Genomic DNA, 19168 nt, shown 5'->3' on the forward strand with positions numbered 1-19168 from the left:
CAAACCAAAGTCTATCTCTGAACAACCGCTTGCATGGATTATTATGAGCAGCGTTTTGAAGATTCGGACGGAGTGGCGGCGTTTTCAATAAATGCCAGGACTTACGCAAAGTGAATTACTACCTGCTCGCCTACTGATTCCAGCAATGAATTGAAATCAGATGGATGAGAGGTAACAGTTCGATTCATCCCACCTCTTGCTAGACCGAAGCTAAATTCACTTGAATGCTGAAAGTCCAAGAGGACACACATCTAAATCGCGTTTTAACTCAAAGAACTTGAGTGGTGTAAATTGAGCGATCGCAGAAGAATAAAAAGTAACCGAAATAGATATTCAACTCACGAATCTAAAGGAGAACAAGATGAACAGCAATCACGTAAACAGCCCAAACATGAAACTCGAAGTTGTGGTGTTCAGCGTTTCCGACGTGGAACGCACCAAGGCATTCTACCAGAATCTTGGCTGGCGATTCGACATCGACGTGGTGGAGGGCGACTTCCGCGGCGTACACTTTACTCCGCCCAACTCGGATGCCTCGATTCTTTTCGGCAAGGGAGTCACTCCAAATAATTCTAGCTCGGCGCACAACTTGGTTCTCGCCGTGGACGACCTCGACGCCGCCCGCGAAGACCTGATCGCTCGCGGCGTCAACGTGAGCGAGGTCTTCCACTACGCTGGCGGCCCCTTTAACAACGCTGTGGAGAACCCACGCGTCAGTGGGCGCGACCCGCAAGATCGTTCTTACTTCTCATTTGCCTCGTTTGAGGACCCAGACGGGAACATCTGGCTGCTCCAGGAAATCACAACGCGGCTTCCTGGTCGTCTGTGGGACTCGCGAGCAGAAGACCTAGACGTTCCAAGCCTTGCAAACCTTCTTTGCGAGACGGCAGAGTACCACGATCGCTACGAGAAGACTCACGCCGAGCATCACTGGTGGGACTGGTACGCGCCCTATCTGAGTGCGCGTCAGAATGGCAGCAACCCAGAAGAGGCCGCCGCCGTCGCTGACCGTTACATGGAGGAGATTTTTCCTGTTCTTTCCACATGATGCGGTCAAAATAGGCACTCGCCAGGTTGGGTTCTGGACAACCTGGTGAGTGCTGAATTGAGCGATAGGGCGAACACAGAACTCGAACTTGTCGCTCGCCCCAGCATCACAACTGAGTCATGCAGACAGACAATACGTAACCTCAGTTAAATCCAATTGGAGAAAGATCAATGTCTGAAAAAATCAACCATCAACGATGTCGGTTTTTGGGCATTGCGGCCATGAAGATTGCGACTACACACCTAAACCGATTCGGTTGTGCGATCGCCTTTGGCGGGTCGGGCGCTCCAGCCCAAACTTAGTTTGGGCTGCCTCCAATCGAAGATTGGAGGGACTCACTTGGTGAGTAGAGCGCAATCCGACCATCGCACAATCCAGCAAAGCAAAACTAATGGATGACCACCATGACGAAACCCGGAACCGTGCTCGTCAAAGTTGGTTGACGGTTACTGATCGTGTTTAGCCTGAGCCGTGAAACGGACAATTTGCAGCAAAAAGAAAACACCATGACAAAACTGAAAAAAGTATATCACAAAACTAAAGCCCGCACCGCAGGTGCCTTCGTCCTGCTCTCGCTACTCCTCGTCGCACTCTTTGCGGCGGCAGTGTTGCTGGCACTGCCTGCTCGCGTGCTTGCACAGCAATCTGCTCAGACCAGTGCACAAACCCAGGTTGTGAACGAGGCTAGCGCGAGGGATATCCGCGGCGCTTCACCGTACATAGCGATCAAAAATGAACCAGCACCCAAGCTGATCGTGGATCCTCCGCTTCCCGAGGGGCTGCCCCAAGGCATCTTCTGGGCCCAATACCGAGTGGAGAACTTGCACATCGTACCCGTGTTCGGGACGGGCGCCCGCCAGGTATCTCCACGTGTGGGGCATCTACACATAACCGTCGACGACCTGCCCTGGTGGTGGGCAGATGCGAGTGACAGCAACACAATCGACATAGCCGGACTGCCGCCCGGCCAGCACAAGGTGAAAATCGAGTTGGTTGACCCTAACCACAAAGTCTTCCCCGGACAGGTGGTGACGCTGACGTTCACCGTGCCTGGCTATAAAAGCGCACACTTGCACTAGTAGAAGAGCACGCAAGCCCACTTCGAGCTTTGGCGCAGCAGACAGGACAGTCTACTCGTGCAGAACATCACTAACAAGTTGCTGGCACCGATCGCGTTTTCCTCGCTGCATTAAGCGATGGGGCGAGCAACGGAACTTAAACCCACAACTCGCCCCACTATTAGAGCTAAGTAATGTGGGTAGGCAATACATAACCTTAGTTAAATCCAATTAGAGAAAAATTAATGTTAAACAAAATCAACCATCAACGCCGCCGCTTTTTGGGCATTGCAGCCATGACCATTGCGACTACACAGCTCGGTCGATTCGGTTCTGCGATCGCAGAACCGAGCAATGTAAAACCAAAGGAGTCCACCACGACTCAACCTGGAACCGCGCAGTCCACCGACGCAACCGCAATCCGCCCCTTCCGCGTCAACATTTCAAAAGAAGCACTCGTCAACCTCCGTCGCCGCATTACAGCAACGCAATGGCCCGAAAAAGAAACTGTTACTGACCTGTCGCAGGGCCTACCGCTCCCAACGATGCAGAAACTCGCGCGCTACTGGGCAACAGATTACGACTGGCGCAAGGTCGAGGCAAAGTTGAACACCTTGCCGCACTTCATCACCGAGATCGATGGACTAGACATTCATTTCATTCATGTTCGATCAAGACACGAAAACGCGTTGCCGCTCATCGTCACGCACGGATGGCCCGGCTCGATCATTGAGCAGCTAAAGATCATCGATCCATTGACTAATCCTACGGCACATGGAGGAAAAGCCGAGGACGCGTTCCATCTGGTGATTCCGTCGATGCCAGGCTACGGCTTCTCCGGTAAACCGACCACTACTGGTTGGGGTGTTGAGCGCATGGCACGTGCCTGGGACGTGTTGATGAAGCGGCTGGGCTACACCCGCTACGTCGCTCAGGGCGGCGACTGGGTGGGGTGCGTTTGTCGTCGACCTGATGGGTGTGCAAGCACCTGCGGGATTGCTCGCCATCCACACCAACTATCCTGGGACAGTTCCAGCCGACGTCGACAAGGCGCTCGTGGCCGGCGAACCGCCTCCATCCGGTCTGTCGGCCGAGGAAACGCGCGCCTACAAGCAGTTGGACAGAACATTGAAGCACAGAGTCGCCTACGCCAAGTACATGGCGGCGCGCCCACAAACGTTGTACGGCATTGCGGATTCGCCCGTCGGTCTGGCTGCCTGGCTTCTCGATCACGATGATGCTGGCGGCCAGCCGGCCGCAGCGGTCGTCGCGGCTCTGAACCGAACTACGAGCGCCACAGGCGAACTGACGCGTGACGAGATCCTCGATAACATCACGCTCTACTGGCTGACGAACACGGGAGTCTCCGCGTCTCGTCTCTATTGGGAATATAAGGGTGGCTTTTGGAACGCCAAGGGTGTCTCCATTCCAGTGGCTGTGAGTGTCTTTCCCGGCGAGGCATATCAGGCTCCGCGGAGTTGGACTGAGCGGGCTTATCCCAATCTCATCTACTACAACCGCGTGGAAAAAGGCGGACACTTCGCGGCATGGGAGCAGCCAATGATTTTTGCTCAGGAACTCAGGGCGGCGTTCCGATCGCTGCGCTGAACCCCATATCAGATTCGGCTGATTGTAGGAAATCGGCTGTTACCGGAGATCATTATTATCACTTGACATGAGCAGTAAATTATGAAAATTAAAGCCGCCGCCGTGCAGATCAGCCCCGTGCTGTATAGCCGGGAGGGTACCGTCGAGAAGGTCGTGAAAAAGATTCGTGAGCTGGGCCAACTTGGCGTTCAGTTCGCAACCTTCCCCGAGACCATCATTCCCTATTACCCCTACTTCTCCTATGTACTAGCCCCGTTCGCGTTGGCAAAGGAACATCTGCGGTTGCTTGAAGAGTCGGTTACGGTTCCGTCTGCTGAAACCCGGGCGATCGCCGAAGCCGCGAAGGAAGCAAACATGGTCGTTTCGATCGGCGTCAACGAGCGCGACGGCGGCTCAATCTACAATACGCAGCTTCTCTTCGACGCAGACGGTACGCTGCTCCAGCGCCGCCGCAAGCTTACGCCGACTTATAACGAGCGAATACTCTGGGGTCAGGGTGACGGCTCGGGTTTGCGTGCCATCGATAGTACCGTTGGGCGCATTGGACAACTTGCCTGCTGGGAGCATAACAATCCTTTGGCACGGTATGCGATGATCGCCGATGGTGAGCAAATCCACTCCGCGATGTATCCCGGATCGTTCGCCGGCCCGCTGTTCGCAGAGCAAGCGGAAATTAACGTCCGCCAGCACGCCCTTGAATCCGCCTGCTTTGTCGTCTGTGCAACCGCGTGGCTAGATGCGGATCAGCAGGCTCAGATCATGAAGGACACGGGTTGCGCGATCGGGCCGATTTCTGGCGGCTGCTTCACCGCCATCGTGAATCCACAAGGACAGATCATCGGCGAGCCGCTCAAAGCGGGTGAAGGTGAAGTAATTGCTGATCTTGACTTTGCCCAGATCGATGCCCGCAAGCGGCTCATGGATGCGCGCGGTCATTACAGCCGCCCCGAACTGCTCAGTTTGCTGATTGATCGGACACCCACGTCGCCCGTCCATGAGCGCACCGCACACCCCAATGGTAATGGCTCGCACATGGTCGTCGAGGAGAGAACTGTCGAGGTTCTTTAATTCCATTGGATCTATCCGAACGCAACGACAGGGAGGTCAGTGCGTGTCTAAAAAAATCAATCATAATCGCCGCTACTTTTTAACAACCATGCTTAAAACTATTGCTGCCACCCAGCTTGGCATGATCGGCTGCACCACACAGCAGGCTACGTCAGCAACGGCTGAGTTACCGATTGAAGGTGAACTGCCTTCTCTTGTCGGCGCGATCGCGTGGCTCAATTCACAGCCATTAACAGTTGACGAACTGCGTGGAAAAATCGTGCTGATCAACTTCTGGACTTATACCTGCATCAATTGGCTGCGCCAACTCCCTTATGTTCGCGCGTGGGCTGAAAAATATAAGGATCAGGGACTAGTAGTAATTGGTATACATACACCGGAGTTTGAATTCGAGAAGAATATTGATAATGTCCGCCGAGCCTCAACAGAAATGAAAATTGACTATCCGATCGCTGTAGATAACAATTATGCGGTGTGGCGCGCTTTCGAGAACCATTATTGGCCAGCCCTTTATTTTATAGACACGCAAGGACGCATTCGTCATCACCAATTCGGCGAGGGCGAGTACGAGCAATCGGAAAAAGTAATTCAACAGCTACTGTCTGAGCCCGGAACTAGCCGTGTCGGTCAGGGAATGGTCAAAGTCGATGCTCGCGGTTTTGAGGCTGCCGCCGATTGGAACAGCCTGAAATCGCCTGAAAACTACCTCGGCTACGAAAGAACGGAGAATTTTGCGTCTCCTGGCGGCGCGGTGTTAAACAAGCCTCGTTTATATACCGCCCCTCCGCAATTGAAACCTAATCAATGGGCACTTTCGGGCGATTGGACAATCGGAAGACAAGCTATTGTACTGAACAAGTCCGGGGGGCGGATCGCGTACCGCTTCCACGCGCGCGACCTTCATCTCGTCATGGGGCCAGTCGAGCGAGGAACGTCCGTGCGGTTTCGCGTGCTTGTAGATGGGCAGCCAGCAGTTGCGGCTCGCGGACTTGACATTGATGTTCGAGGCGAAGGCGCGGCTACCGAACAGCGGTTGTACCAACTGGTCCGACAACCGAAGCCTATCACAGATCGACAGTTCGAGATTGAGTTTCTGGATTCTGGGGTAGAGGTTTTTGCGTTCACGTTCGGCTGATAACGCAAACAGATACGCCTTCGCAACAAGCGACAAGAAAATGAACGCAAGGTAAATGATATGACGATGAAATCTCCACATGACACCCCAATCCTCGTAACCGGGGCGGCTGGCGATCTCGGTGCGATCGGCCGTAACCTTACCGCAATGCTGCTCGCCAAGGGGCATAAGGTGCGCGCCTTGGTTCGGCGGGAGGATGAACGCGCTGAAGGTCTGCGCCAGCTTGGTGCTGAGGTCGTCCAAGGCGATCTGACCGACCTTGCCTCGATGCACCGGGCGATCGAAGGGGTTGCGCGCATCTATTTTGGAATGTCGGTCTCGGCGGCTTATCTCGAAGCCACGGTCAACACCGCTGCGGTGGCGCGCCACCACGGTGTCGAGGTCTTTGTGAATATGTCGCAGATGACAGTGACGCAGATGAGCGTCACCGAAACCACCCCGAGTCCGCAGCACAAGCTGCACTGGCTTGCAGAACAGGGATTGGCGTGGTCGGGGCTGCCTGTCGTCACGGTACGGCCGACAGTCTTCCTCGAAGGCTTCTTCCTGCGTCTCGCCGCTGCTGGCGTCCGGGACAGCGACGAACTGGCGCTGCCACTGGGTAACAGCAAGACCTCGCCTATCTCGGCTGTGGATGTGGCGCGCGCCGTTTCTGTGATTCTCGACGACCCTGCCCCGCACATTGGTCATGTTTACAATCTGACCGGATTTGAGTCGGCCGATTTGAACCACTACGCGCGCGTCTTTTCTGAGGCACTCGGTCGAACGCTCCGCTATCGTGACGTGCCGCTCTCCGGGTGGGTTAATACGCTTCGTGAGTTTGGGGTGCCAACGCACCTCATCAACCACCTCGCGGTGATGGCCGAACTTCACGCGCAGGGGCGGTATGACCGGATGACGGATGACCTGTTCAAGCTTATCGGCAAGACACCGACGAGCATGTACGACTTTGTGAAATTGCACGCTGCTGAATTCACGCTCAGTGAAGCCACGGCTTGAAGGGCAAACCAAAAAAATCCAAAACTACTCAAAAGGAGGACACCGTGACTCAATCAGAAGTTACGCAACAAAACAGCGGGCAGGTATCTGATGGGGGTGTAATCGGGAGGAATGAACCCATGGCCGTCTCGTTGCACACGTCCATCCAGCCGCGATTCCGCACCGTCGACGGGCTGTCCATCCGCTACGCCGAGAGCGAAGATCCGGGGCGAGGTGTACATGCCCTCCTCCTCAGCCCGTGGCCGGAGAGCCTGTATGCGTTCGAGCCGACGTGGGCGCGGCTTGCCGAGCACGCGCACCTCGTGGCGGTGGATCTCCCGGGCTTCGGACACTCCGAGCGCCGCGACGCGCTCATGTCCTCGCGCGCGATGGGCGAGTTCGTCGTGCGCGTCGCCGACGCGTTCGGGCTGGAGCAGCCGCACGTTGTCGGCCCCGACATCGGCACCAGTGCCGCGCTCTTCGCCGCGACCCTCCACCCGGCGCGGCTACGCAGCCTCGTGGTCGGGAGCGGGGGCGCGGCAGTTCCGCTACAGCTGGACGGCGTGCTGAAGGAGTGGGTCGAGGCCCCCGACATTGAGCCGTACCGCCGCCTCGACGGGCGACAGATCGTCACCGCAGCGATCGCCAAGCTCGAGCGATACACGCCGACCGACGCCGCGCGCGAGGACTACCTCTCGTCCTACGAGGGCGAGCGGTTAGCCGAGTCGATGCGCTACGTGCGCGCGTATCCGACAGAGCTTCCCGACCTCGCTAGCCTGCTACCGACGATCCGGACGCCAGTGCTGATCGTTGCCGGTAGACGGGATCACGTCGTACCCCTGGTCAACGCGGAGTTTCTCCTCGAACGGCTGCCCGTGAGCAAACTCGCCGTCCTCGACGCGGGACACTTCACTTGGGAGGATGCCGCCGACGAGTACGCGGCGCTCGTCACACGCTGGTGGGACGAAGGTTACGCGGCTACCGTCCACCGAGCTGGCGACTGAACTCTCCGACGAAGGTTCAAGAATTTCATTTGCACGCGTCGGGTTCACAGTTTCGAAGAACTCGATATTCCAGAACCTGTTGGAACTTGCCGGAGCTTGTGATGTCCCGGTGCGCTGGTTCTGCCGGACTGGAGTTTGCCACACCTGCGAGTGTGGGCTGATTTCCGGATCAGTGAAGTTATGATACCCAGCCGCTCGATGCTCCGGCGGTCGGGAATCGATTGATTTGCTGCTCGCGCCTGCAAGAAGACACGGTAATCGATCTCTAGAATGCCCGGCAGAAAATATTAAGAAGGATTTTATATGCGTTCTGACATTGTTCCAGGGGCCGTCTTCCCCGACTACGAACTGCCCGACCACACCGCAAAGCGCCGGAAGCTCTCCGAACTGCAAGGCCAACATCCGATGATTCTCGTCCTCAGCCGCGGAGGATACTGCCCCAAAGACCGCCGACAGGCTGAAGGACTTGTCCAACTCCATCGTGAGCTTGAGGTTGGCTATTGCCGACTGGTCACGATTAGCACTGACAATATCACCGAGACGAATGAATATCGCAGTGGTGTCGGTGCCCACTGGCCTTTCCTCTCCGATGCGGGACGCAGAATCCAAAAAGACCTCGATATCGCCGAATACACAGACCCTCTCCACAATCCCATGATCCCCTACACGATTGTCCTCGAACCGGGTCTGGTCATTTATAAAATCTACATGGGCTACTGGTTCTTTGGGCGACCCACTCTCGAAGAACTCCGCCAAGACCTACGCGTCGTTCTCAGAAAATGCCGACTGGACTGGGACATTACAACACCTGAACTGAAAACGGCGTGGCAGGAAGAACGCAAAGAACTCTTCTACCCATACGGCAAAACCTACGCCCAAACCCTCGGCGAACAGGATTAGAAATGGATTTGAAAGAGCAGATGGCAAGGCAACCCGCGAAAGCTCTGGGACGGTCAGCGCCGAGCAGCAGTTGTAAGCACTTGGTATCAAACTCCCGGCGATGCCTTAGTCGTTCGGAGTCTATGTGGAAGCTATACAGACGGGCAATTTGCTGTTTCTGTGGACTGGACTCTCTGGTGGAATATCCTGATAGAGTTTTGTCGCCGGCTAAAACAAGTTGAGTTGAATCCAATTGGAAAAAGATAAATGTCTGAAAAAATCAACTATCAACGCCGCCGCTTTTTGGGCACTGTGGCCGTGACCATTGCGACTACACAGCTAGGTATATTCGGTTCTGCGATCGCACAGTCGAGCAAAACAAAACCAGCAGTTCTGTCCACGACTAAGCCGGGGACAAACACGTCGTTCGGCTCACTAAAGCAGATCGATGCTGGTGTGCTGAATGTCGGATACGCTGAAACTGGTCGCGCGAATGGCCATCCAGTAATCCTCCTGCATGGATGGCCCTACGACATTCATAGCTATGTCGATGTCGCTCCTTTGTTAGCATCGGCGGGGTACCGGGTGATCGTTCCATATCTGCGCGGCTATGGCACAACGCGCTTTCTTTCGAGCGAGACGTTCCGCAATGGGCAGCAGTCAGCGATCGCTGTCGATATTATCGCGCTGATGGATGCGCTCAAGATCGAGAAGGCGATCCTCGCTGGTTATGATTGGGGGGCGCGAACAGCCAACATTATCGCGGCACTCTGGCCGGAACGCTGCAAGGCACTCGTCTCCGTGAGTGGTTATTTGATCGGCAGCCTTGAAGCCAACAAGACACCGCTACCGCCGCAGGCCGAACTCGAATGGTGGTATCAATTTTATTTTGCGACGGAGCGAGGCCGCGCCGGCTACGACAAATATCGGCATGACTTTAACAAGCTTATCTGGCAGCTCGCCTCGCCGCAATGGCGCTTCGATGACGCGACGTTTGAGCGTAGTGCCGCATCCTTTAACAATCCGGATCACGTCGGTATCGTCATCCATAACTACCGCTGGCGGCTCGGCCTAGCCAAAGGTGAGTCGAAGTATGACGAGATTGAGAAGCGGCTCGCCACAGCCCCTGCGATCGCCGTACCCACTATCACGCTGGAGGGTGACGCTAACGGCGCGCCACACCCAGATGCCAGTACCTACGCAAAGAAATTCTCGAGCAAATACGCACACCGGATCATCAAGGGCGGTGTCGGTCACAACCTGCCGCAAGAAGCACCGCGGGAGTTTGCCAAGGCCATCGTCGAAGTTGACGGTTACTGATTGGGTTTAGCCTAAGTTATAAAACGGACAATTTGCAGCAAAGAGAAAACACTATGATCAAACTAAAAAAAGTACATTACAAAACCAAAGCCCGCACCGCAGTTACCTTCGTCCTATTGCGACTCCTTGTCGCGCTCTTGGCGGCAACGGTGTTTCTGGCACCGCCCACTCGCCTGCTTGCACAGCAATTTGCCCAGACCCAGGTCGCGGGCAAGGCGATCGCGACCGAAGACAATGCCATCCGTCCCTTCCGCGTCCACGTCCCGCAAGAGGCGATCGTCGATCTCCGCAGGCGCATTGCGGCGACCCGCTGGTCTGACAAGGAGACTGTCGCCGACCAGTCACAGGGCGTGCAACTGGCGACAATGAAGGAACTTGTTCGTTACTGGGGAACGAAGTACGACTGGCGGAAAGCCGAGGCGAAGTTGAATGCCTTACCACAGTTTATAACGAACATCGACGGACTGAACATTCACTTTATCCACGTCCGCTCCAAAAATTCTAACGCTTTGCCGTTGCTCGTCACGCACGGCTGGCCCGGCTCGGTATTTGAACAGCTAAAGATTATCGGCCCACTGACCGACCCGACGGCCTACGGGGGGCGCCCAGAAGATGCTTTCGACCTAGTAATCCCGTCGATTCCCGGCTACGGCTTCTCCGGCAAGCCGACGGACACCGGTTGGGACTCCGACCGCATCGCGCGAGCCTGGGCGGAGCTGATGAAGCGCCTTGACTACACCCGCTACGTCGCCCAGGGCGGCGATTGGGGGTCTCCCATCTCTAGCGCGATGGCGCGCCAGGCACCGACAGGATTACTCGGCATCCACATCAACTTGTCGGCGACGATACCGCCTGAGGTGGCCTCGGTACTCGCCGGCGGCGGGCCCGCGCCAGAGGGACTCTCAGAGAAGGAACGCGCGGCGTTCAACTCACTCGACACGTTAAATAAGAAGAAACGGGCTTACGCCGTAGTGATGGGTACGCGGCCGCAGACGGTCGGGTACGGACTGACAGACTCGCCGACCGGACTCGCGGCTTGGATGCTCGGACATCCAGGCTTCGCGCAGTGGACGTACAGCGGCGGTGATTCCCAAAAGTCGCCAACAAAAGATGAGGTGCTGGACGACATCACGCTGTACTGGCTGACGAACAGTGCCGTCTCGTCAGCTCGGCTGTACTGGGAGAACAACACTAGCATTTTGAACGCGGCCGCGCAGAAGACCGCCGATATCTCGCTCCCAGTGGCCATCACGGTATTTCCGGAGGAGGTATATCGAGCTCCAGAGACGTGGGCCCGGCGCGCCTATCCCAACCTGAGCTACTTCCATGAGGCCGACAAGGGCGGTCACTTCGCGGCGTGGGAGCAGCCGCAGCTCTTCTCTGAGGAGATCCGCGCGGCGTTCAGGTCACTGCGTTAATTCAAGACCAATGGATTCACACCACAAACAGCAGACAAGGAGAATCGGTTGACTCAATTATGATTAGTGAAAAAGCAGCCGATTTAATTAAAGCCAGTCGTACTCAACAAACTGTAATCACCAGCTATCAACAGAGGTAACAATGGAAACAGCAGATGTAATTGTGATTGGAAGTGGTCAGGGCGGAGTTCCACTTGCGGCTGACTTTGCTAAGGCAGGTCGAAACGTCGTTTTATTTGAGCGCGATGCGTTAGGCGGCAGTTGCATAAACTATGGCTGTACTCCTTCTAAAGCCTTTTTAGCGGCTGCCCATGCCGCAGGCCGCGCTCGACAAGCTGCAAAGCTAGGCATACAGGCACATCTTGAGATAGATTTTTATACAGTAATGGAGCGTGTACGTAGTATTCGCAGCCAGTTTAACCAGGGTACTAAGCGGCGACTAGAAAGTGCAGGGGTTAGAGTCGTCTGTGCTGAAGCCGCTTTCACCGGAGAGCGAACTGTGAGCGGAGGAGGTGTGACTGTGCAGGCTCCGATCATTGTGATCAACACAGGGACATCCTCCACCATTCCCGACTTTCCCGGTTTAGCTGGAACGCCTTATCTCACCAACCGAAATTTCTTTGATTTGCAGCAGATTCCGCCTCGGTTGCTCGTGGTCGGCGGTGGCTATATTGCCCTAGAGTTAGGGCAGGGAATGGCGCGTTTAGGGAGCCAAACCGAATTGATTGTGCGGGGCGATCGCTTGCTGGCTCAAGAAGAATCCGATGTCAGTGCTGTGCTTTTGGATGCATTTAAGCAAGACGGAATTGGACTGCATTTCAATGTGACTGTTGAGCAGGTTGCTTACACTAACGGTGTGTTTACCCTAACGCTGAACAATGGTGAAGTACTCGATGGGGAAGCGTTGCTGATTGCGATCGGGCGCAAACCGAATACTGGGGCATTAAATTCTGCGGTGACAGGCGTTGAATTAGATGCACAGGGTTTTATTAAAATCGACGATCGCTTTCAGACGACTCATTCTGGAATTTATGCGATCGGGGACGCTGCCAAACAGCCTGCTTTTACCCATGTTTCTTGGGAAGACTATCGGCGCTTGAAAGCCATTCTGTGTGGCGAACACCGGACACGCAACGATCGGGTGTTAGGCTATGCCGTTTATACAGAGCCACAAGTGGGTCGAGTAGGTATGACGTTAGAGCAGGCTCAGAAACAGGGTATCTCTGCTTGCGAAGTCACCCTGCCGATGGCTCACATCGCCCGTAGCATTGAGTGGGGACATGATCTAGGTTTCTACCGCATGGTCATCGACACTCACACAAATTTGATTTTAGGAGCAACGCTAGTTGGATACGAAACGGCTGAACTCGTGCATGTCTTTTTGTCACTCATGGAAGCTAAAGCAACGTGGCAGGTACTCGAACAATCGGTTCACATTCACCCAACTTACGGTGAGGCGTTGCCCAGCCTCGCAAGGCTACTCGTTGGAGATGATATGCCAACCTGTCCCAATATGTAAGAAATATCTGAATCGAAAGCTTAAAACAACACACCAATTCACAAAAAAGGAGACTCTAATGCCTTACGTTACTGTCGGTAAAGAAAACTCTGGAAACATCGATATTTATTACGAAGATTTCGGAGCAGGACAGCCAATTGTGTTAATCCACGGATTTCCTGTAAGCGGTCATTCCTGGGAAAAACAGGTGGGAGTTTTGCTGGACAAAGGCTATAGGTAAATGGGACTAAGAAAAGCTCTAAGCTATGTGGAATAAGGACTACGACTTTTAAAGCTATTGAACAGTGCCGGGATGGGCCAGGCAATTGTCTTTGATGCAGTTTCATGGAAGCGATTGCCGATAAAGTTCATCGCAAAGAGCGATCGCTGTGCAGAGAAGCAAAGATCATTTCATCAAGAGTAAGGTGTGATAGTTGGCATTGTGCCTGTTAATGCCCAGTTGCCGACTTCCCGAATTTTGTAGTCCACAGGATCGTGGAGCGTTGCTGTACGGAGGTTTCGCCAGTAGCGATCAAAGTCATAACTCCGTGCTGTGGCGCTTGCACCCATCACATCAAACATTTGCGTTGTAATTGCTAAACCAATTTTGGTGACGAATGCTTTTGCTGTGTAAACAGCAATCGCCGCTTCTCCTCTTTGTTGTGCTGTTAAATTAATGCCCTTTTTGATGGCGGCTTGCAATACTTGGGCTGCTCGATCAGTAAGTAAGGTTGCCGCTTCTAAGTCCATCCAAAATTCACCGTAATGATGCAGAATGTAAGGGTCTTGAATCGCTTGTTCTACCCCTGATGTAATCCAAGGGCGAGTTCTAGTTGTAGTGTATTCTCGTGCAGTTGCAAACGCGCCTTGAACAATGCCCAGATAAATGTTGACTTGGTTGAGTTGCTTGGAGACATTGAATAGGCTGGCGATCGGGCTGTCACTTGGATAAATAGAAGTCAGAATTTCATCTGGTGTCACCAAAACTTGCTCAAACGTGACGCTACCTGAGTCTGTTTGGCGTTGTCCCATGTTGTCCCAATCTTCATTAAAGTGAATGCCGGGGCGATCGCTCGGAATAACTACAATTACGGGCTGTCTATAATCAGCACTTAAGGCACTGACAATCATCCTGTCTGACAGGCTTGCTCCTGTAGCAAATCGCTTGATGCCATCGAACTGCCAGCCATGTTTAGTCGGAGTTGCCACCAATCTTGGATCAAGGGCATTGGCTGCATTTGCCCAAAACCAGTTGTGCTGCACTGTATCTAAGTAGAGTGTAGAGTTGTTCTACTTGTGTTGGATTGCTGGTTGAGAGTGAGCTGACAATCGAGGTATGATTGCCAAACAGTTGACCGATAGAGCCATCAGCTTTGGCGAACTCGCGGATTAACCCAAAGATTTTGACCCAGGAAGTTTCCCCCAATCCCCCATAAATGGTAGGAATCACCAGATTGAGTAAACCGCTTTGACGCAACTGCTCAATTTCATGGATAGGACGGCTGCCACCATTGCGATCGCCTTCGGCGTAGCGAAGCTGATCGCGCTCTGCGGCTGTTTTGGCAAATTCCTCGGCAAGTTGATAACCGATAGCAAGGAAATTAAGCGGTTTTGTTGTTTCTACTAATTGCACCATATTTAGTTCTCCTTGGAAATTTTATTTTTCTCGCTGCCTCATTTGCTTGGTAGATTATCAGGTGATCCCAAAATCTCGTCGCCAATTTCAGCAGAAATACGTTGAGCTAACTCCATATCTGGTATTTCGTTTTCGTTCTGCGTTCCCACCTCTGCAATTAGTCGTGCAAAGGCACTAGGAGAAGCAACCATCAACCCGCGTGCTGGGTTGTCGCTCAAAACGCCGATCACATGGGCTGTACTAGGGGGAATTAGGAAGGTTTCGCCAGCTTTCAGCACAGCCTTGTTTTCACCTGCCCAGACCGTGAACTCTCCTTCTAGCACATACAGTTGTTCAGAGTAGCGTGTGTGGCGATGGAGAGGTGTTTGTGTACCAGGTGGGAAATAACCTTCGATCAGATCGTATTTACCTTCGGTTGTAGTGTGGTCTGCAATGATATCCAGGCGAGAGCCAAACAGCCAGAAAGATTGGGTCATGAGATTGCTCCGATTAATGCGTGAGTTATTTTCAGCATTCAACTGAATTTAGCTTTGGTGTACTTCATGTTTTGACTGTTTACGTGATTGCTACTCATCTTGTTCTCCTTTAGGTTAGTGGAGCTTGCTGCCCACCTCGATTAACTTCATTCTTGTGCGATCACTCAATTTAGACCACTCAAGTTCTTTGAGTTAAAACGTGATTTAATCGTTCTGTGGTTGAAGAAGACCGCAGAAAATAAGCCAGGAGCAATTAAATCTGGTATACTCTAACCAAAATCGAATCATTTGCTTGTCAATTTGTGTTGCTAAAACTCCCCGTCAGCCCTTGATTAAAGAAACGCCCCTAATATCCTAAGAAAAGATTCGCTCTGTCCTTTGCACAATCGGCTGATCTATGGATTCCAACTCATCAAAAACTAGACGAGGTCGCTCTACTTCTTTTCGAGTGCGAGGAGCCATCCTATCGCCTCAAGGGTGGCAAAAGTTTCAGACGGCAAAGCAGCAGGCGGAATCCGACGAAACCTGGGGTAAGCGTTTCAGCCAGGAAGATCTCAGCAATCGCACCGGGCTCTCCCTAAATACCCTTGCTCGCATTTTCAAGCGCGAACTGGGGGTCGATCGCCAGTCATTAGAGTATCTCTTCCGGGCGTTTGGGCTGGAATTGACGCAGGCAGACCTGACATCCCCTGCCTCATCTCAAGAGACTCTGAGCCACTGGACAAATCCCCAACAGGACTGGGATACGGCAATTGATGCCTCAGCATTTTATGGGCGTGAGGTAGAACTGACACAACTGTGGCAGTGGATTGTATCTGAGCGCTGTCGTCTGGTTGGAGTATTGGGCATTGGCGGCATTGGCAAAAGTACAATTTCCGTCAAGGCTGCGTTGCAAATGCAAACAGAATTTGAGATTGTCGTATGGCGCTCCCTGGCTAATGCACTACCACTAGATGAACTCCTGTCGAGTCTGCTGAAGTTTCTCATGCCGCTTTTTAAGGAAGATCCCATTATTCCTACCACGCTCGATCAACAGATATCTAAACTGATGCAATATCTGCGGTCGCGTCGATGTTTATTGCTACTCGATAATGCTGAGACCATTTTGCAGCGTGAGCCGATGGGACAATGGCTCTCGGGCTACGAAGGTTACGGACAATTGCTCAGAGCCATTGGCGAAGCATCCCACCAAAGCTGTTTGTTGCTCACTAGTCGAGAAAAACCACGCGAAATGGCACTGATGGAAGGCGCACAGGCGCTAGTGCGATCGCTGACCTTGAGTGGACTAACACCTGCTGATGGACGCGCTATCTTTCGGCAAAAAGGAGCGTTTACAGGTTCAGAAGCCGAATGGCAGACTTTGATCCATCACTACGGCGGCAATCCTTTGGCATTGAAACTGTTGGCAGCCGCAATTCAAGATTTATTTAACGGCAGCATTACCGAGGTGTTGCCCTATCTCAATCAAGGATTGGCAGTTTTTGAAGACATCCGCGATTTGCTAGACCGTCAGTTTGATCGCCTCTGTGAATCCGAACAGAAAACACTGTTTTGGTTTGCAATTCATCGGGAGCCAGTCTCGATTTCAAACATTCGAGAGAACGTGGTCGATTCTGCTGCTCAACAAAGTGTACCTAATTCGATCAACTCACTACTGAGGCGATCACTCATTGAAAAAACTGATGGATTATTCTTCTTGCAACCTGTGGTGATGGAATATGTCACAGAGCGATTCGTGCAGCAGATTTGCATGGAATTTGAGACACAGAAGCTTAACGTTTGGCAAACGCATCCCTTAGTGCAAGTACAAGCAAAAGATTACATTCGAGAGATTCAGACGCGCTTAATTGTGCAACCTGTGATAGAACGACTGCTGTCTTGTTTTGGCAGTGTAGCGGCGATCGAGGCGCAAGCAAGGCACTTATTAACGCAACAGGGAAAGAAACCAGGATACCTAGCAGGCAACCTGATTAACCTACTGGTAAAGCTTCAAGTAGACTTACGCGGCTGGGATTTTTCTGGTCTTTTGGTGCAGCAAGCCGACTTACGGCAGGTCGATTTAACAGGAGTCAATTTTCAGAATGCTGACTTAGCGAAATCTATCTTTTCAGAAACCCTCAATGTTGCGAGGTCGATCGACCTGAGCCCGGACGGACAGACCATTGCCGTTGGCGATTCCAATGGCAACATTTATATCTGGAACATTAGTACAGCCCAACTTCTGGGCATCTTTTCAGGGCACAAAGGCTGGGTTTGGTCGGTTGCCTTTAGTCCCGATGGCAAGACATTAGCGAGCAGCAGTAGTGATGGTTCGGTACGCTTGTGGGATATCCAGAATGGAAGCTGCTTGCAGGTGCTAACAGAACATAAAGGTTGTGTTTGGTCAGTGAGTTTTAGTGCCGATGGCCAGCAATTAGCGAGTTGCAGCGACGACAAAACGGTGCGCGTATGGAATTTGCAAGGGCAGTGTCTCCGTGTTTTGAAAGGGCATACCCAAAGTGTTTACGCCGTCCACTTCGCGCCTGACCAGCAAACCTTAGCCAGTAGCAGTAATGATACAACCATTCGGATCTGGGATGTGAGCAATGGCAACTGCCTGAGTGTCTTACAGGGGCATACCAGCGGGGTTCGGTGTATGCGATACAGTCCCGATGGTCAACTGCTCGCCAGCGGATGCCGGGATGGGTCGATTCGATTGTGGAGCAATTATCTGTCCCATGATCGACATCCAAAACCCCATTCCATAAATTCTAGTGCCAAGTTACTGCATGGACATGCCGATTTTGTTTGGGGCATCGCCTTTAGCCCGGATGGTCGTCTCTTAGTCAGCGGTGGTCGCGATGGCACTCTGCGCCTGTGGAATGTGCAAGACGGGCAATCCATTCATGTACTTGAGGGTCATACCCACGATGTTTATGGGCTTGCTATCAGTGCCGACAGTCAATTGTTGGTCAGCACAGGAGAAGACCAGACGGTGCGGCTGTGGAATTTGCAGAGCGGACGAAACTTGAAAACGTTGCGTGGATATACGGGTGGGGTTCACTCCCTGTGTCTCAGTGCAGATGGTCAGATGCTTGCTAGTAGTGGTCAGAATGAAACAATTCAGGTGTGGCGTTTGCAACTGGATAGCAATCTGCCACAACTTCAGCCCTACAAAACGTTTTCCAGCCCAACCCGTCGGCTGTCATCATTCAGCAACGTCAGCTTTAGTCCCGACGGTCAAACGCTGGCGATTAATCGACATGATGAATCGATCACTTTATGGAATATCCAAACTGGGCACCTTGCTCAATGGTCAGCGCACAACGCATCCATCTGGACAGTTTTGTTTAGCCCGACGGGACAAATTTTGGCAAGCAGTAGTTATGATTGCACCGTGCGACTTTGGGATGTGCAAACGCATCACTGCTTGCATGTGTTACGCGGACACCAGAGCGCTATTCGCGCGATCGCGTTTGACCCAAGCGGTCAATGGTTAGCGAGTGGCAGTTTTGATTTCACCATTCGCTTGTGGGATGTGCAAACTGGAGAATGTTTGAAGGTTTTGCAGGGACATACGGGCGCAGTTTTCGCACTAGCATTTCATCCCAGTAGTCACCGACTGGTAAGCGGCAGTCACGACCAAACCATTCGATTATGGGATCTGCAAACTGGAGAATGTCTTTATGTTTTGCAGGGGCATACAGGAGCCGTCTGGACGGTTGCCATAAGTCCTCAAGGTAATACCCTGGCAAGTGGCGGTGTAGATCAAACCATTCGACTATGGGATCTGCAAACGGGGCATTGTCTCCACATCCTGGATGAACATAGCGGTTGGGTTCGGTCAGTCATCTTTAGCTCTAACGGTCAAATCCTATTCAGTGGTAGCGACGATCGCACCATCAAGCTTTGGGATGTGCAAACAGGATGCTGTATTAACACGTTGATGGTCAATCGCCTGTATGAAGGCATGAACATTCAAGGCACAACAGGGTTGACAGTGGCTCAAAGAACGACTCTTAAAGCGTTAGGGGCAATTGACCATTGAAGCGATACACATCCAAAT

18 protein-coding genes and 1 pseudogene are annotated in these 19168 nt (G+C 52.9%); 16 read left to right on the plus strand and 3 right to left on the minus strand.

Features of this window, described 5'->3' with window-relative positions:
- The first annotated feature begins 361 nt into the window (after positions 1 to 361).
- From H6G97_RS21555 to H6G97_RS21610, 15 genes and pseudogenes are all read left to right on the plus strand, one after another.
- A complete protein-coding gene (locus H6G97_RS21555; protein ID WP_190942723.1) occupies positions 362 to 1048 on the plus strand; it encodes a VOC family protein in 687 nt (228 codons plus the stop codon).
- Between the two features lie 170 nt (positions 1049 to 1218).
- On the plus strand, positions 1219 to 1350 hold the full coding sequence (locus tag H6G97_RS54830) for a hypothetical protein (protein WP_277883314.1): 132 nt from the start codon (positions 1219 to 1221) through the stop codon (positions 1348 to 1350).
- A 183-nt stretch (positions 1351 to 1533) separates the two neighbouring features.
- Positions 1534 to 2127: a DUF6130 family protein gene (locus H6G97_RS21560; RefSeq protein WP_199349528.1), complete on the plus strand. Its 594-nt coding sequence runs from the start codon at positions 1534 to 1536 to the stop codon at positions 2125 to 2127.
- A 398-nt stretch (positions 2128 to 2525) separates the two neighbouring features.
- Positions 2526 to 3059, plus strand: a pseudogene (locus H6G97_RS56010) (epoxide hydrolase family protein); the annotation flags it as partial.
- A 19-nt stretch (positions 3060 to 3078) separates the two neighbouring features.
- Complete coding sequence (locus H6G97_RS51385) at positions 3079 to 3714, plus strand: hypothetical protein (protein WP_242055062.1); 636 nt, start codon at positions 3079 to 3081, stop codon at positions 3712 to 3714.
- A gap of 81 nt (positions 3715 to 3795) precedes the next feature.
- Positions 3796 to 4782, plus strand: coding sequence for a nitrilase-related carbon-nitrogen hydrolase (locus H6G97_RS21570; RefSeq protein WP_199349531.1), 987 nt, complete (start codon positions 3796 to 3798; stop codon positions 4780 to 4782).
- 43 nt (positions 4783 to 4825) lie between these two features.
- Positions 4826 to 5917, plus strand: a complete 1092-nt coding sequence (locus H6G97_RS21575; RefSeq protein WP_199349532.1) for a redoxin domain-containing protein — start codon at positions 4826 to 4828, stop codon at positions 5915 to 5917.
- 60 nt (positions 5918 to 5977) lie between these two features.
- Positions 5978 to 6913, plus strand: coding sequence for an NmrA family NAD(P)-binding protein (locus H6G97_RS21580; protein ID WP_242055064.1), 936 nt, complete (start codon positions 5978 to 5980; stop codon positions 6911 to 6913).
- Positions 6914 to 7032: 119 nt separating this feature from the next.
- The gene (locus H6G97_RS21585; RefSeq protein WP_190942725.1) at positions 7033 to 7896 is read left to right on the plus strand and encodes an alpha/beta fold hydrolase; all 864 of its coding nucleotides are present in this window, start codon (positions 7033 to 7035) and stop codon (positions 7894 to 7896) included.
- Positions 7814 to 8080 carry a 2Fe-2S iron-sulfur cluster-binding protein gene (locus tag H6G97_RS56015; RefSeq protein ID WP_422394202.1) on the plus strand — a complete coding sequence of 89 codons (267 nt, stop codon included), beginning with the start codon at positions 7814 to 7816 and terminating at the stop codon, positions 8078 to 8080. The genes H6G97_RS21585 and H6G97_RS56015 overlap by 83 nt, the downstream gene beginning before the upstream one ends.
- A gap of 119 nt (positions 8081 to 8199) precedes the next feature.
- The gene (locus H6G97_RS21590) at positions 8200 to 8796 is read left to right on the plus strand and encodes a redoxin domain-containing protein (protein WP_190942726.1); all 597 of its coding nucleotides are present in this window, start codon (positions 8200 to 8202) and stop codon (positions 8794 to 8796) included.
- 246 nt (positions 8797 to 9042) lie between these two features.
- Entirely contained in the window at positions 9043 to 10095 is a 1053-nt protein-coding gene (locus tag H6G97_RS21595) for an alpha/beta fold hydrolase (RefSeq protein ID WP_190942727.1), read from the plus strand.
- A gap of 53 nt (positions 10096 to 10148) precedes the next feature.
- Positions 10149 to 11513, plus strand: a complete 1365-nt coding sequence (locus tag H6G97_RS21600) for an epoxide hydrolase family protein (RefSeq protein WP_190942728.1) — start codon at positions 10149 to 10151, stop codon at positions 11511 to 11513.
- 142 nt (positions 11514 to 11655) lie between these two features.
- The gene (locus H6G97_RS21605; protein ID WP_190942729.1) at positions 11656 to 13032 is read left to right on the plus strand and encodes a dihydrolipoyl dehydrogenase family protein; all 1377 of its coding nucleotides are present in this window, start codon (positions 11656 to 11658) and stop codon (positions 13030 to 13032) included.
- A 58-nt stretch (positions 13033 to 13090) separates the two neighbouring features.
- Complete coding sequence (locus H6G97_RS21610; RefSeq protein ID WP_277883315.1) at positions 13091 to 13252, plus strand: alpha/beta fold hydrolase; 162 nt, start codon at positions 13091 to 13093, stop codon at positions 13250 to 13252.
- Between the two features lie 173 nt (positions 13253 to 13425).
- Here H6G97_RS21610 and H6G97_RS21615 read toward each other — a convergent pair whose 3' ends face one another.
- From H6G97_RS21615 to H6G97_RS21620, 3 genes are read right to left on the minus strand one after another with little or no spacing between them, the layout of a single operon-like run.
- A complete protein-coding gene (locus H6G97_RS21615) occupies positions 13426 to 14274 on the minus strand; it encodes an acyl-CoA dehydrogenase family protein (protein ID WP_338421811.1) in 849 nt (282 codons plus the stop codon).
- Entirely contained in the window at positions 14231 to 14647 is a 417-nt protein-coding gene (locus H6G97_RS52765; protein WP_242055067.1) for an acyl-CoA dehydrogenase family protein, read from the minus strand. The genes H6G97_RS21615 and H6G97_RS52765 overlap by 44 nt, the downstream gene beginning before the upstream one ends.
- A 38-nt stretch (positions 14648 to 14685) precedes the next feature.
- Positions 14686 to 15123, minus strand: a complete 438-nt coding sequence (locus H6G97_RS21620) for a cupin domain-containing protein (protein ID WP_190942730.1) — start codon at positions 15121 to 15123, stop codon at positions 14686 to 14688.
- A gap of 397 nt (positions 15124 to 15520) precedes the next feature.
- On the opposite strand from H6G97_RS21620, the gene H6G97_RS21625 reads away from it, so the two are divergent.
- Positions 15521 to 19150 carry a WD40 domain-containing protein gene (locus H6G97_RS21625; RefSeq protein WP_190942731.1) on the plus strand — a complete coding sequence of 1210 codons (3630 nt, stop codon included), beginning with the start codon at positions 15521 to 15523 and terminating at the stop codon, positions 19148 to 19150.
- The last annotated feature ends 18 nt before the right edge of the window (positions 19151 to 19168 follow it).

Origin of the sequence: Nostoc flagelliforme FACHB-838 (genome assembly GCF_014698065.1) — a bacterium.
Lineage (GTDB): Bacteria > Cyanobacteriota > Cyanobacteriia > Cyanobacteriales > Nostocaceae > Nostoc > Nostoc flagelliforme_B.